Annotated in this window: 11 protein-coding genes; 2 read left to right on the top strand and 9 right to left on the bottom strand. The window is 64.4% G+C overall.

What is annotated here, in order from left to right:
- Positions 1-13: 13 nt before the first annotated feature.
- The 7 genes from BMI01S_RS22990 to coq7 all read right to left on the bottom strand — a co-directional run bounded on the left by BMI01S_RS22990 (position 14) and on the right by coq7 (position 7,666).
- Positions 14-1,429, bottom strand: a complete 1,416-nt coding sequence (locus BMI01S_RS22990; RefSeq protein WP_028214075.1) for a UDP-N-acetylmuramoyl-tripeptide--D-alanyl-D-alanine ligase — start codon at positions 1,427-1,429, stop codon at positions 14-16.
- On the bottom strand, positions 1,426-2,976 hold the full coding sequence (locus BMI01S_RS22985; RefSeq protein WP_028231740.1) for a UDP-N-acetylmuramoyl-L-alanyl-D-glutamate--2,6-diaminopimelate ligase: 1,551 nt from the start codon (positions 2,974-2,976) through the stop codon (positions 1,426-1,428). The genes BMI01S_RS22990 and BMI01S_RS22985 overlap by 4 nt, the downstream gene beginning before the upstream one ends.
- Complete coding sequence (locus tag BMI01S_RS22980; protein ID WP_028231741.1) at positions 2,973-4,859, bottom strand: peptidoglycan D,D-transpeptidase FtsI family protein; 1,887 nt, start codon at positions 4,857-4,859, stop codon at positions 2,973-2,975. The genes BMI01S_RS22985 and BMI01S_RS22980 overlap by 4 nt, the downstream gene beginning before the upstream one ends.
- A complete protein-coding gene (gene ftsL / locus BMI01S_RS22975; protein WP_028214078.1) occupies positions 4,856-5,212 on the bottom strand; it encodes a cell division protein FtsL in 357 nt (118 codons plus the stop codon). Before ftsL ends, BMI01S_RS22980 begins: the two co-directional genes overlap by 4 nt.
- Positions 5,209-6,162, bottom strand: coding sequence for a 16S rRNA (cytosine(1402)-N(4))-methyltransferase RsmH (rsmH, locus tag BMI01S_RS22970; protein WP_036020423.1), 954 nt, complete (start codon positions 6,160-6,162; stop codon positions 5,209-5,211). Before rsmH ends, ftsL begins: the two co-directional genes overlap by 4 nt.
- 16 nt (positions 6,163-6,178) lie before the next feature.
- Entirely contained in the window at positions 6,179-6,607 is a 429-nt protein-coding gene (gene mraZ / locus BMI01S_RS22965; protein ID WP_028214080.1) for a division/cell wall cluster transcriptional repressor MraZ, read from the bottom strand.
- A gap of 396 nt (positions 6,608-7,003) precedes the next feature.
- Positions 7,004-7,666, bottom strand: a complete 663-nt coding sequence (coq7, locus tag BMI01S_RS22960) for a 2-polyprenyl-3-methyl-6-methoxy-1,4-benzoquinone monooxygenase (RefSeq protein WP_028214081.1) — start codon at positions 7,664-7,666, stop codon at positions 7,004-7,006.
- Positions 7,667-7,974: 308 nt separating this feature from the next.
- Here coq7 and BMI01S_RS22955 point away from each other — a divergent pair, with 308 nt between their 5' ends.
- Positions 7,975-9,174, top strand: coding sequence for a porin (locus BMI01S_RS22955; RefSeq protein WP_028214082.1), 1,200 nt, complete (start codon positions 7,975-7,977; stop codon positions 9,172-9,174).
- 149 nt (positions 9,175-9,323) lie between these two features.
- Here BMI01S_RS22955 and BMI01S_RS22950 read toward each other — a convergent pair whose 3' ends face one another.
- Both BMI01S_RS22950 and BMI01S_RS22945 read right to left on the bottom strand, forming a co-directional pair.
- Complete coding sequence (locus BMI01S_RS22950; protein WP_028231742.1) at positions 9,324-10,997, bottom strand: long-chain fatty acid--CoA ligase; 1,674 nt, start codon at positions 10,995-10,997, stop codon at positions 9,324-9,326.
- Positions 10,998-11,144: 147 nt separating this feature from the next.
- Entirely contained in the window at positions 11,145-13,223 is a 2,079-nt protein-coding gene (locus BMI01S_RS22945) for a molybdopterin-containing oxidoreductase family protein (RefSeq protein ID WP_028214084.1), read from the bottom strand.
- A gap of 178 nt (positions 13,224-13,401) precedes the next feature.
- Here BMI01S_RS22945 and BMI01S_RS22940 point away from each other — a divergent pair, with 178 nt between their 5' ends.
- Positions 13,402-14,595 carry a M20 aminoacylase family protein gene (locus BMI01S_RS22940; protein WP_028231743.1) on the top strand — a complete coding sequence of 398 codons (1,194 nt, stop codon included), beginning with the start codon at positions 13,402-13,404 and terminating at the stop codon, positions 14,593-14,595.
- Positions 14,596-14,669: the final 74 nt, after the last annotated feature.

The following is a 14,669-nucleotide window of genomic DNA, read 5'->3' as shown; positions in this document are numbered from 1 at the left end:
TTCCTTTTGTATTTCAGTGCGCACCGGACTTCACGTCCGGCGCAGGGTTTTGCGGATTGGTTAGAGCCGCCACGACTCGCTCCATCTGCATGAAGCGCGAGCCTTTCACGAGAATCGTCGCGCCGGCGCCGTAACCGCCGGCCGCGAGCGCGCGCACGAGTTCGGCGACGTCTGCCGAATGCAGCGCCCGCGCGCCGAACGCCGCCGCGCTATCACGCGCCGCGTCGCCGAGCGTGTAGAGCGCATCGATGCCGCGTTCGTTCGCATAAGCGCCCACCTCACGGTGAAACGCGGGACCGTCGTCGCCGACTTCGCCCATATCGCCCAGCACGAGCACACGCGGCGACGCATGCGAAGCGAGCACGTCGATCGCCGCACGCACCGAATCGGGGTTCGCGTTGTAGGTGTCGTCGATCACCGTTGCGCCCGCGAGTTCCCCGAGCGCCGCGCGCTTCACCTGCAAGCGGCCCTTCACGGGCTCGAACGCCTCCAGTCCGCGCCCGATCGCCTCCAGCGGCACGCCCGCCGCAAGCGCCGCCGCCGTGGCCGCGAGCGCGTTGTGCGCGTTGTGTGCGCCAAGCACCTTCAACTCCACTTCGAGCTGGCCTTCCGGCGTCGCGATCGCGAGACGCCTTGCACCAACGAGCTTGCCCGTGACCGCCGCCTCGACCGCGTTCGCCTCCGTATGCAGCGCGAAGTCGAGAATGCGCGAACCCGTGGCCGCGACGCGCCAGATGCTCGCGTAGGCGTCGTTGGCGGGAAACACCGCGACGCCCGTGGGCTTGAGCGCGTGAATCACGCTCGCATGTTCGAGCGCGACGGCTTCCACCGTCGCCATGAATTCCTGATGCTCGCGCTGCGCGTTGTTCACCACCGCGACGGTCGGCTCGGCAAATCTCGCGAGCAGCTCGGTCTCGCCCGGATGATTCATGCCGAGTTCGACCACCGCCAGCCGATGAGCGCCGCTCAAGCGCAGCAACGTTAACGGCACGCCGATGTCATTGTTGAGGTTTCCGGCCGTTGCAAGACGCGAATTTTCTCCAACGGCCGCCTCGAAAATCGACGCGATCATTTCCTTGACCGTCGTCTTGCCGTTGCTGCCCGTCACGGCCACGAGCGGCATCGAGAATCGCCGGCGCCAGCCGAGCGCGAGCGCGCCGAGCGCCGTGCGCGTGTCGTCCACGCGCAGCGCGGGAATGCGCCAGTCGCCGGGACTGCGTGCGACGAGGACCGCGCTCACGTGACGGTTGGCGACCTCGCCGAGAAAGTCGTGGGCGTCGAAACGGTCGCCTTTGAGCGCGACGAAGAGATCGCCGGGGCCCGCCGAGCGGCTATCGGTAGCAATGCGCTCGAACGTCGCGTTCTCGTCGCCGAGTACGCTCGCGCCGGGAATCAGCGCCGCGGCGTCGCGCAGGGAAAGCATCGTCATTCACCACCTCCGCGCCCGTGCGTGGCACGGGCTGCGAGAGCAAGCCGCGCATGGTCCTGATCGGAGAACGCGCGCTTCTTGCCCATGATTTCCTGGGTCGCCTCATGGCCCTTGCCGGCCAGCACGACGACGTCTTCGCGCGCCGCGCCGCGCACCGCCTGCAGGATCGCGCTCGCGCGGTCCTCGATGCGGCGCGCCTTCGCGGCGTCGCGCATGCCTAGCACGATCTGGTCGATGATCGCGGCGGGCGATTCGCTGCGCGGGTTGTCGCTCGTCACGACGACCTGGTCGGCGAGGCGTTCCGCGATCGCACCCATGAGCGGGCGCTTGGTCGCGTCACGATCGCCGCCGCAGCCGAACATGCAGAGGAGCTGGCCGCCGCGCGCGGCAGCGATTGGGCGCAGCGCTTCGAGGGTTTTTTCGAGGGCGTCCGGCGTATGCGCATAGTCGATCACCACGAGCGGCTCGTCGTGATCGGCGCGCCCGCCAAGGCGCTCCATGCGGCCGTTCACCGGCTGCAGCTTCGAAATCTCGTTGAGCGCCGCCACGAGCGGCACGTTCGCCGCGAGCAGCGCACCGAGCACGCCAAGCAGATTGCTCACGTTGAAGAGGCCGAGAACATGGACCTCGACCTGCGCCTCGCCCCAGTCCGACGTTTCCAGATGGAACGCCGTGCCCGTAGCCGTCGCGCGTACGTCGTTCGCGCGCAGCCAGGCGTCGGCGACGGGCGCGTCGGCGGCAGGCGTATCGACGCCGTATGCAATCGTGCGCGCCTTGCCGCGCGTGGCGGCGATCAGGCGGCGGCCCGCAGCGTCGTCGGCGTTGATGATTGCCGCGCGCAGGCCCGGCCATGCGAACAGACGCGCCTTCGCAGCCTCGTAGGCCTCGAACGTGAGGTGATAGTCGAGATGGTCCTGCGTGAGATTCGTGAAGACGGCGATGTCGAACGACGTGCCGTTCACGCGACCCTGGTGCAGCGCGTGCGAGGAGACTTCCATCGCAATCGCCTGTGCGCCATCGGTACGCAGTTGACCGAGGCTGCGCTGCAGTTGCGGCGCATCGGGCGTGGTGAAGCCCGTGTGCACGAGCTGGCCGGGAAAGCCGCTGCCCAGGGTTCCGACGATCGCGCACTTCTGGCCGATGCCCGTGAGCGCCGAAGCGATCCACTGGCTGCACGAAGTCTTGCCGTTCGTCCCAGTCACACCGACCATCAGCATCGCATCGCTCGGGTCGCCGTACCATCCGCTCGCGATCTCGCCCGCGAGCAGGTCGAGCTGCGGCACGGCGAGCGCGATGGACACATCTGGCTTCTGGCCCACATAGCCTTCCGGCTGAAACAGCACGGCTGCCGCGCCACGCTCGATCGCGTTGGCGATATGCGCGCGGTTGTCCGCGCCTTCCACGGCATAGGCGACGAACACGTCGCCCGGCTCGAGCGAGCGTGTGTCGGCATGCAGGCCGGCTGTGGGCGCGACGTGCGCGCGCAGCCATGCGAGCGCGTCCGCGATCTGCCGGTGCGCGGGATGCTGGGTGCGCGTGGCGCTCATCGAACGACTCCGGGTCGATTTCTGGTGTTGTCAGCGACGGTCATGTGCCGCGCGGCGACGGTGGACTTGTTGGCAGGCGGATTCGCGGCATGCTTCGGGGGCGCGTTGGCAGCGGCCGGCGCGGAAGCGGCCGCGACGCCGTTGTCTTCGACGACGAGTTGCTTCACCGGCATGTCGGGCGGCACGTTGAGCGTGCGCAGCGTGTCGCCGACGATGCCCGAGAACACCGGACCCGAGACCGCGCCGCCGAAGTGGCTGCCCGCGGTCGGCTCGTCGACCGATACGGCGACGACAATGCGCGGATTCGGCATCGGCGCCATGCCGATGAACGAGGCGCGGTACTTCGAGCGGTCGTATCCGTGCGGGCCGTGCTTGTATGCCGTGCCGGACTTGCCGCCCACGCGGTAGCCGGGCACGGCGGCGTCGGGAGACGTGCCGTCCTTCGACACCACGCTTTCCAGCATCGTGCGCACCTCGCGCGCCGTGGTCGGCGCGAAGACCTGGGTGCCCTGCACCGGCTGGGTGTCGCCGGGGTGGCGGAAGATCGTGACGGGCAGGATCTGGCCGTCGTGGGCGATCGCCGTGTACGCGCGCGCGAGCTGGAAGAGCGAAACGGAGAGGCCGTAGCCGTAGGACATCGTCGCCTGTTCGATACGGCGCCAGCTTTTCCACGGACGCAGGCGGCCCGCCGCCGCGCCGGGGAACCCGACTTTCGGCGCCTGTCCGAGACCGATACTGGTGTACATGTCCCACATTTCTTCGGGCTTGAGCGTCATCGCGATCTTCGTCGCGCCAATGTTGCTCGACTTCTGGATCACGCCACCGACCGTGAGGACGCCGAATGCGGAGTCGTCGGTGATGGTCGCGCCGTCGAGCGTGAAGTGGCCCGGGCCCGTATCCACCAGTGTACTCGGCGAGACGCGGTGCAGATCGAGCGCGAGCGACACCGTGAGCGGCTTCATGATCGAGCCGGGCTCGAACACGTCGGTGAGCACGCGGTTGCGCAATTGCTCGCCCGTGAGGTGCGAGCGGTCGTTCGGGTTGTAGGTCGGATAGTTGACGAGCGCGAGCACCTCGCCCGTGCGCACGTCCACGACCATGGCCGCGCCGGCCTTGGCCTTGAACCGCTCCACGGCGGCCTTGAGGTTCGAATAGGCGATGTACTGGATCTTGCTGTCGATGGACAGTTCGACGTCCTTGCCATCGTGGGGCACGACCGTTTCGTCGACGTCTTCGACGATATGGCCCAAACGGTCCTTGATGACGTGACGTATGCCCGGCATGCCAGCGAGAACCTTTTGGTCGGCAAGCTCGACGCCTTCCTGGCCCTCGTCCTCGACGTTGGTGAAGCCGATCAGGTGAGCGGCGACGTCGCCCTCGGGGTAAAAGCGCTTGTATTCGTTGCGCTGATAGACGCCGGGAATGTCGAGCGCCGTGACCTTCTGCGCGACGTCGAGCGGCACCTGTCGCTTCACATAGACGAACGTCTTGTCTTCCGAGAGCTTGGCACGCAGCTCTTTCGTGCTCATGCCGAGCAGCGTGCCGAGCTGGTTGAGCTTGTCGGCGCCGAGATCGTCGGGCACGGCTTCGGGAATCGCCCAAATTGCGCGCACGGGCAGGCTCGTGGCAAGCACGAGTCCGTTACGGTCGAGAATCTTGCCGCGCGTGGCCGGCAGCTCGATCGTGCGCTGATAGCGGCTTTCGCCCTGCTTCTGATAGAAGGCGTTGCCCGGGCCCTGAATCCAGAACGCGCGCGCGGCCAGCGCGACGAACGCCATGAACAGCAGGAAGACGACGAGCTTCGAGCGCCACATCGGCAGGCGCACGGAGAGAATGGGGTTCGCGCTGAAGGCCACGCTCTTGCGGCGATTGTCCTTTTTCATCGCGTGCCTCCGCGGCGGGCAGGCGTGGGTGCACCGCCCTGCGGGGGCGCGGAGGTCGGCACCGGAGCGTCGACGGCCGCCGACGCGCCCGGCGCGAGCGTCAGATATTGCGTGCGTCCGGTCGTGACGGGCTGCATCTTGAGCGAGTCGGTGGCGATCTGTTCGATGCGCGAGGTTCTCGACAGCGCGCTTTGCTGATATTGAAGCTGTGCGTAGTCCTGCTGGAGCTGATGCTCCTGCGACTGCGCGCGTTGCAGCTGAATGAAGATCTGGCGCTGCTGATTGGTCGCGTTCACGACCGATAGCGCGCACCCCATCACGACGATCAGCAGGAAGATGTTCAGGCGATTCATGGCGTGACGCGCTCCGCGATGCGCATCACGGCCGAGCGGGCGCGCGGGTTCGCGGCGACTTCCTCGTCGCTCGCGAACACGCGGCCGAGCAGCCTGAGCGGCGGGCTCGGCAGGTCGACGGCGCGGATCGGCAGGCGGCGGTCCACCGCCGGCGCGCTCGCGTGCGCCTGCATGAATCGCTTGACGATCCGGTCCTCGAGCGAATGAAAGCTGATGACCACCAGCCGCCCCCCCTGTTCCAGCAACGACAGCGCTGCTTCTAGAACGACCTGCAGCTCCGCAAGCTCTTGATTGACGTGAATCCGTATAGCCTGAAAGGTGCGGGTTGCCGGGTCCTTACCCTTCTCACGGGTTTTGACGACGTTAGCCACGATTTGGGCAAGCTCGCCCGTGCTGTCGAGAGGCCCGAGACGGTCGGACTCTGCCCGGCGAGCAACAAGCGCCTTTGCAATCTGAAAAGCAAACCGTTCTTCCCCATAATCCCGAATTACCTCCGTCAGTTCCTGCAACGTGGCCCGAGCGAGCCAGTCAGCGGCGGACTCGCCGCGCGTCGGGTCCATCCGCATGTCGAGCGGACCATCGGCGCGGAAACTGAAACCGCGCTGCGGATCGTCGAACTGCGGCGACGACACGCCAAGGTCCAGCAACACCCCCGACACACGCCCTACCCCGCGCGACGCGAGCTCGTCGCGCAGCGAAGCAAAACTCTCATGCACGATCGAAAACCGCGCGTCGCCAATGGTTTGCGCCGTCGCGATCGCCTGCGGATCCTTGTCGAACGCGATCAGGCGCCCGGCTTCACCGAGACGCCCGAGGATCGCGCGGCTGTGGCCGCCACGGCCGAACGTGCCGTCTACATAGACGCCGTCCGCGCGCGTGATCAACGCGTTCACCGCTTCGTCAAGCAGCACCGTGCGATGCTGCAGTCCCGGTCCCATCGCAGATGCCATAGCTTTTTAACCGCGATCAGAACGTGAAATTTTTCAAGGCGTCGGGCATGCCCTGAGCCATCGCCGCCTGTTCCTTGGCGGCGTAGGTCTGTGCATCCCACAACTCAAAATGACTACCCATGCCGAGCAGCATGACTTCCTTTTCCATTCCTGCTGCCAGACGCAATTCAGGTGAGACGAGCACACGGCCCGCGCTGTCGACATCGACGTCGGACGCATTGCCGAGAAAGATGCGGCGCCACCAGTGCGCATCCATCGGCAAGGCGGCGACCTTCGCACGGAACACTTCCCATTCGGGGCGCGGAAATAGCAACAGGCAGCCGTCCGGGTGCTTGGTGATCGTCACCCGGCCTTCTGCCTGTTGTTGCAGCGCGTCCCGATAGCGCGACGGAATCGACATCCGCCCTTTCGCATCGAGTGTCAGCGCCGACGCCCCCTGGAACAATTTGCTCCCCCTAATGCGGCGCTTTTCGCCGCCCGCCTAAATCTCAGAAAATCTACCCGAATACGCGCTTGAAATCACACAAAAATACACTTTCTCACACTGTCTCCCACTTTAGAGTAACGACCAACGAGGGTCAAGGGAGGCTCAACGTTTTTTGACGAAATTTATCCGCTAGAACAAGGACTTAGCGGCACTTGTTGAAGTCGGCGCAGAAGCCAAAAACCGTTATGAATGAACGAGCTAACGAAGGTTCTGAAGGTGATACGTGAAAAGCGCGGCGATAATCGGCCTATGGCGGGGACGGGCGGGGATTAGCGGGGATGAAAAACGTAAGACTGAAAGCTCTGAAAGGCTGATTGCATCCGGCCGGCACCCATTGCCGGCCGGTAGGTGGAATCAAACGTAGTAAGCAGTGCGCGTCATGATTTTGGATGCTACACGCATGAGGGAACGCACAGGAAGCGGCAATTCGGCTCCCCCGAGATCGATGGCCGATTTTGCGTGTGAGATTTCGTCGGCGCGCATCTGCTCGACGATCGCGCGAGACTCGAGGTCGGCGGGCGGCAGGCTGTCGAGATGGCTGTCCAGGTGATGCTCGACCTGACGTTCGGTTTCGGCCATGAAGCCGAGGCTCACCTTGTCGCCGAGACGTCCAGCGGCAAACCCGATTGCGAGTGCGCCCGCGTACCAGAGCGGATTGAGCAGGCTCGGACGCGAGTCCAGCGCCTGGAGACGGCGCGAGGTCCACGCCAGATGGTCCTCTTCCTCGCGCGAGGCTTGGTCGAAGGCGGCCTTGAGCGAGGGAGAGCGCGCCGAGAGTTTCTGGGCCTGATACAGCGCCTGGGCGCACACTTCGCCCACGTGATTGACGCGCATGAGGCCGGCCGCATGCGCGCGTTCGGCGGGCGTGAGTTCGCTGCCGACGGGCACCGCTTCGCCCGCGGGCGTGACTTCGACGGTGACGGGCGAAGGCTGCGGCATCGGGCGCGTCATGCGCGACACGCCGGCCATCGAGCGCAGGCCCCGGTCGAATTCGGTAATCAGATCATCTAGCGTCATTCAGCCTCCCTTCGTTTCGTCTGCGAGCCGGAGTCGTTCGCTCGCCCCGCAATGCTTCCGGACCACTACACAAACTCACGGAGCCCCGTCAATCCGTGGTAGCGCATATGGTTAGCAGCATATTTTAGGCCATGTTGTGTAAACGAAACAGGTACTTAGATGCGCCCTGCTTTTCCTTTGTGGCTATTAACCCTTTTGTTACATTACGTGCAACTTCTCGCGAAGTTGGAAGGACGGGACCCCACGCTAGACAAAAAACTGGTTCCGCGACAAGACGCAAAAGATTCGCAAACACTGGAGATCATTCAATGAAGAAGTCGCTTCTCGCGCTGGCTGCGCTGGGCGCGTTCGCGGGCGTGGCTCACGCTCAGAGCAGCGTCACGCTGTACGGCATCATCGACGAAGGTTTCAACATCAACACCAACTACGGTGGCAAGCATCTGTACAACCTGTCGAGCGGCGTTCTGCAAGGCAGCCGCTTCGGCCTGCGCGGCGCTGAAGACCTCGGCGGCGGCCTGAAGGCAGTCTTCGTGCTCGAAAACGGCTTTGACGTGAATACCGGCGCGCTCGGCCAGGGTGGCCTGATGTTCGGCCGTCAGGCTTACGTTGGCCTGAGCAGCTCGCAGTTCGGCACCGTCACGCTGGGTCGCCAGTACGACTCCGTCGTCGACTACGTCGGTCCCCTCGGAGCAGGCGAGCAGTGGGGCGGCTACATCGTCGCTCACCCCGATGACCTCGACAACTTCAACAACGCCTACCGCACGAACAACACTGTCAAGTTCACCAGCGTGGACTACGCTGGCCTGAAGTTCGGCGGCACGTACAGCTTCGGCGGCCAGGCGGGCAACTTCACTGGCAACCAGATCTGGTCGCTCGGCGCGGGCTACAGCAACGGTCCGCTGACCCTCGGTGTCGGCTACCTTAACGCGCGCACGCCGGCAGCATCGGGCGGCCTGTTCAACAACGGCCCCACCCCGACCACGCCGCCGGCAGCAGCACTTACAGCCGGTAAGAATCCGGTGTATTCCGGCTTCCAGACGGCCAACACGTACCAGGTCATCGGTGCAGGCGGCGCGTACACGTTCGGCGCAGCAACGTTCGGCCTCACGTACTCGAATGTCAGCTTCCGCAACCTCGGCGCGGTCACGATTACCGGCGTACCGGCTTACCAGCGCGGCGCGAACGCCAACTTCAACAACGTCGAAGCGAGCTTCAAGTACCAGTTCACCCCGGCGTGGCTGGCTGGCTTTGCGTTCGACTATACGGACGGCAGCAGCGTCAGCCTGGCGAACGGCACGAGCAACGGCGGCGCGAAGTACTTCCAGTACGCGCTGGGCACGGACTACTTCCTGTCGAAGCGCACGGACGTCTACCTGGTCGGCGTGTACCAGCACGCTACGGGTACGAACTCGAACGACCGCGCAGCTGTCGCCTCGATCAACAACCTGACCGCTTCGACGAGCAACAACGTCTTCACGGCTCGCGTCGCTATCCGTCACAAGTTCTAAGAAGAACAGTCGCTGTAATCTCGAAGGCGCCTCCGGGCGCCTTTTTTCTTTGCGGCGCTGGTTTGTTGCCGGCGCAACGCGGGTGAAAGAAAAGCGGCCTGCCCACGAAGGACAGGCCGCTTTTCGTCAGCTTCGGCGATGCCCGTCGTTCAAGCGCGCCCGTCGCGCAGTTCGCGACGCAGAATCTTGCCGACATTGCTCTTCGGCAGGTCATTGCGGAACTCGATGATCTTCGGCCGCTTGTAGCCGGTGAGCTGGGTCTTGCAGTACTCGAACACTTCCTTGTCGGTTAGCGCCGGATCCTTCTTGACGATATAGAGCTTCACGGCTTCGCCCGAATGCTGGTCCGGCACGCCGACCGCCGCCACTTCGAACACCCCGGGCAGTTTCGCGACCACATCCTCGACTTCGTTCGGATAGACGTTGAAGCCCGAGACGAGAATCATGTCCTTCTTGCGGTCGACGAGCTTGATATAGCCGCGCGCATTCACGAGGCCGACGTCGCCCGACTTGAAGTAGCCGTCCGGCGTCATGACCTTTGCCGTTTCTTCCGGGCGCTCCCAGTAGCCCGCCATCACCTGTGGCCCGCGAATGCAGATCTCGCCCGCCTCGCCGAGCGGCAGCTCGTTGCCTGCGTCATCGCGGATCGAGATTTCGGTGGAAGGCAGCGGCAAGCCGATCGTGCCGGTGTATTCCGTGGCCGTGACCGGATTGCAGGTGACCGACGGCGAGGTTTCGGAAAGCCCATAGCCCTCGACAATCGGCGTATGCGTGCGCTCGTACCAGCGCTTCGCGACAGCCTCCTGCACCGCCATGCCGCCGCCGTTCGCGACGAGCAGATGGGTGAAATCGAGCTTGTCGAACTCCGGGTGGTTGAGGATTGCGTTGTAGAGCGTATTGACCGCGGGGAACGTCGTGATCGAGTAGCCGTGCAGCTCCTTGATCATGCCGCCGATGTCGCGCGGATTCGGAATCAGGATCGCCAGACCGCCCGTGCGGATCGACAGCAGCCCGCAGACGGTCAGCGCGAACACGTGATAAAGCGGCAGTGCGGCGACTGTCACGGCCTGGGCGCCGGACGGCAGCTTCGCCAGTGCGGGCGCGGTCCATGCCGCCGACTGCAGTACGTTGGCGATCAGGTTGCGATGAAGCAGCGTCGCGCCCTTGGCCACGCCGGTTGTCCCGCCCGTGTACTGCAGAAAGGCGACGTCGTCGGGCGTCTGCTCGACGCGCCTGAAGCCCGTGCGCGCGCCGGCCGCGAGCGCGTCGTTGAAACGCACGTAGCCCGGCAGATTCCAGGCCGGCACCATCTTCTTCACGCGCCGCACGACGAAGTTGACGATGAAACCCTTCGCCCCGAGGAGGTCGCCCATCGACGCCACCAGCACGTGCTTCACCCGCGTATTGGCGAGGACCGCGCTCAAGGTTCCGGCAAAATTCTCGAGGATGACGATGGCTTCGGCACTGCTGTCTTTCAACTGATGTTCGAGTTCACGCGGCGTATAAAGCGGGTTGACGTTCACGACGACGTACCCGGCGCGCAGCACCGCGGCCAGCGCCACCGGGTACTGGAGCACATTGGGCATCATGAGCGCGACGCGCGCGCCGCGTTCGATGCCGCGCGACTGGAACCACGCGGCCAGACGTTGCGAGAGTTGGTCCAGCTCACCATAGGTGATCGTCTTGCCCATGCACGCGAAAGCGGGCTTGGCACGGAACTCACTGAAGCTCTCTTCGAGCAGCGACGTGATGGACGGGTAACGGCTCGCGTCGATTTCCGCGGGAACGCCGGGCGGGTACGATTTCAGCCAGACTTTTTCCATGCGGCGTCTCCTCCTTGATTTTTCGAATGGTCGTGCTAAAAAGCGGATCGTAGCATGGCGATTCCGCTTTTTTGTCAGTGAATCAGCGAGTTAGAAAGGCCCCTCCAACACGCGTTGAAGGGCGGCTGGCCAGGTTGTGAGGCACCCTCAGGCGCGTTCGACTTCGACCAGGCAGTCATAGAAGGTCGCCGAGCCGCCAAGGTCGGTAAGCGCCTGGCTCGTCACCTCATTGGCGTTGCGGCCGTCCGGCGCCAGCTTCTTCCACCAGATCGACAGGCCCACCACGAGGCCGCGGCGAGCCCGGTCGGTGACGCGCGCACGCGCGCGCATCGAGCCTCGGTCGTTGAACACGCGGACCTCGTCGCCATCGACAATCTCGCGGCGCGCGGCGTCGGCCGGATGGAGATCGACGTGCGGCTCGCCTTCGGTCGCGCGCAGGCTCTCGACGTTCACGAAGGTGCTGTTCAGGAAATTTCGCGCAGGCGGCGAGATCATCGCGAGCGGATAGCGTGCAGCGAGTTCGGGCGCGCCGTCTGCCGACTCGTACGGCGGCAGGTAGTCGGGCAGCGGGTCGAGCCCAGCCCTCGCAAGCGCCTCGCTATGGAACTCGCACTTGCCCGTGGGCGTGCGAAAGCCGCCGTTCGCAAACGGCGCTTCCGGGATATTGAGCTTCAGCCACCCCTCGCGCTTGAGCGTCGCCCAGTCCGCACCGCCAAGCGCGGGATCGCTCCAGTCGAATGCATGGGCCGCCACGTCTTCGTCGCTTTCGAAGAGCGCCGGCTCGGTCAAGCCCATCGCGCGCGCGATCGAGCGGAAGATTTCGGTATTGGGCCGCGCCTCGCCAACCGGCTCGATGGCGGGCAGGTTCGCCATCACGTGCGTGTGGCCGTAGGATTTGTGGACGTCGAGGTGCTCGAGCTGGGTCGTTGCCGGCAGCAACAGATCGGCGTAATCGGCCGTATCGGTCTGGAACTGCTCGAGCACGATCGTAAATAAATCTTCGCGCGCAAAGCCCGCCGCGACTTTCGCCGACTCCGGCGCGACCGCGACCGGGTTCGAGTTATAGACGACGATCGCCTCGATCTTCGGGCCGAACGCGGCGTCGCCCTTGTGCGTGAGCGCGTCACCGATCTGGTTCATGTTCACGATACGCGGTTGGTGCTGCGGCCAGCCGGGGATCAGATCGGGGCGCTGGAGCGCGTTCCCGTCGACAGGCGCCCATCCGGACGACGAAAGCAGCACACCGCCCGCGCGCTCGCGCCAGGCGCCTGTCAATGCGGGCAGGCACGCGATCGCGCGCACGGCGTTGCCGCCGCCGCGCACTCGTTGCAGGCCGTAGTTCATGCGGATCGCGGCCTTGCGCGTCGAGGCGTAGAGGCGCGCGAGTTCGACGACGATCTGCTCCTCGATGCCGCAGATCCCGGCGACGCGCGCGGGTGTGTAGGTCAGCGCACGCGCCTTCAGCGCCTCGAAGCCATGCGTGTGGGCAGCGATGTAGGCGTGGTCGAGCCGGTCCTCCTTGATGAGCACATGCATCATGCCGAGCGCCAGTGCACCGTCGGTGCCGGGCTTGACCGCTATGTGCTGATGACACTTCTCGGCCGTCAGCGAACGGTATGGGTCGATCGCGATCAGCTTGGCACCCTTGCGCTTCGCCTCCTGTGCGTGGGTCCAGAAGTGGAGGTTAGACGCGATTGGGTTCGCCCCCCAAATCAGGATCACCTCACTTTCCGAGAAGTGCTCGGTGAGCATTCCGATGCTCGAACCGAACGTATAGCGCAACCCGGCCGCGCCGGCTGCCGCGCAGATCGTGCGGTCGAGGCGCGATGCGCCAAGCTTGTGGAAGAAGCGCTGCGCGATGCTGTCGCCCTGAACCAGTCCCATGGTGCCCGCATAGCTGTACGGCAGAATGGCTTCGGGCGCGCGTCGAGCGATTTCGCCGAGACGCGCCGCAGCGATCCGGCTGGCCTCGTCCCAGCTGATCGGCTCGAAGCCGCCCTCCCCTTTGCGCCCGACGCGCTTCATCGGCTGTGTCAGTCGCTTCGGATGATGGACGCGCTCTGCGTAGCGGCTGACCTTCGTGCAGAGGACGCCCTGCGTCGGCGGATGATCGGGATCGCCGCTCACCTTGATCGCCCGGCCGTTTTCGACCGTGACGCGCATCGCGCAGGTATCGGGGCAGTCGTGCGGACAAACGGCGCGGGCAAATTCGGCTGGGGCGTTCATCGGGAATCCGTGGGTGAGGCGTTATGGCGTATTGGCGATTTTATTATGCCCGTGGCCTGCGCCTTACTCGCCCCTGTGGGTTGGCGCGAAAAAAAAGGTTGGGCGTAGAATGGTCCGTCTAGACCCGGCCTCTTAAGGAGACAAAGGCCGGGCGCCCACTTTTTGAGCACCGTCAGCCATGAAACTGATTCCGGAAATCCAGGCCGCCCAAGGGGAAATTCAGAGCCTCCGACGAACGATCCACGCCCATCCCGAACTGCGCTACGAAGAGACCCAGACATCAGACCTCGTTGCATCGAAGCTCGCCGAATGGGGCATCGAAGTGCACCGGGGCATGGGGCAGACCGGTGTCGTCGGCGTGCTAAAGCGCGGCACCGGCAAGCGCATGATCGGATTGCGCGCCGATATGGACGCTCTGCCGATCCAGGAACTCAACACCTTCGATCATCGCTCGCGCAATGACGGCAAGATGCATGCGTGCGGCCATGACGGCCACACGGCAATGCTGCTCGGCGCGGCGCAATATCTCGTTCGGCACGGGCAGTTCGACGGCACGATCGTCTTCATCTTTCAGCCCGCCGAAGAAGGCGGCGCCGGTGCCAAGGCCATGATCGAGGACGGACTCTTCGAGCAATTTCCCGTGGATGCCGTCTTCGGCATTCACAACTGGCCCGGCATGCCGACCGGCTACTTCGGCGTGACCGAAGGGCCGATCATGGCTTCCAGCAACGAATTCCGCATTGAAATCAGGGGTGTGGGCGCGCATGCCGCGCTACCGCACAATGGGCGGGATCCTGTGTTCACGGCTGTCCAGATCGCGAACGGCCTGCAAAGTATCATCACGCGCAACAAGAAGCCGCTCGATACGGCCGTGCTGTCGATCACGCAGATCCATGCCGGCGATGCGGTCAACGTCGTGCCGAATACGGCGTGGATCGCAGGAACGGTGCGCACCTTCACGACAGAAACGCTGGATCTAATCGAGTCGCGTCTGCGCAAGATCGCGGAGAGCACAGCAGAAGCGTATGACTGTTCCGTCGACATCAGTTTCCACCGAAACTATCCGCCAACGGTGAACAGCAGTGCGGAGACGCGATTCGCCGCGGAGGTCATGCGTGAGTTGGTCGGCGCAGATCGTGTCGACTCGAGCGTCGAGCCGACCATGGGTGCAGAAGACTTTTCATTCATGCTGCTGGAAAAGCCGGGATGTTACGCGTTTCTCGGCAATGGTGAAGGAGACCACCGTGAAGTAGGACACGGTGCTGGCCCCTGCATGCTGCACAACGCGAGCTATGACTTCAACGATGAACTGCTGCCGGTGGGATCATCGTTCTGGGTGCATCTTGCGACGAAGTTCCTGGCTCAGCAGTGAGATAGTGCTTCAACGCGAAAAGCCGTCCAGGGGACGGCTTTTTTGTTTTCCGGCTGCTGCTTTTGCGCACGCCC

Source organism: Paraburkholderia mimosarum LMG 23256 = NBRC 106338 (assembly GCF_000739815.1).
GTDB lineage: Bacteria > Pseudomonadota > Gammaproteobacteria > Burkholderiales > Burkholderiaceae > Paraburkholderia > Paraburkholderia mimosarum.
The sequence above is the reverse complement of the archived record's forward strand: the minus strand, read 5'-3'. Positions and strand labels throughout refer to the sequence as shown.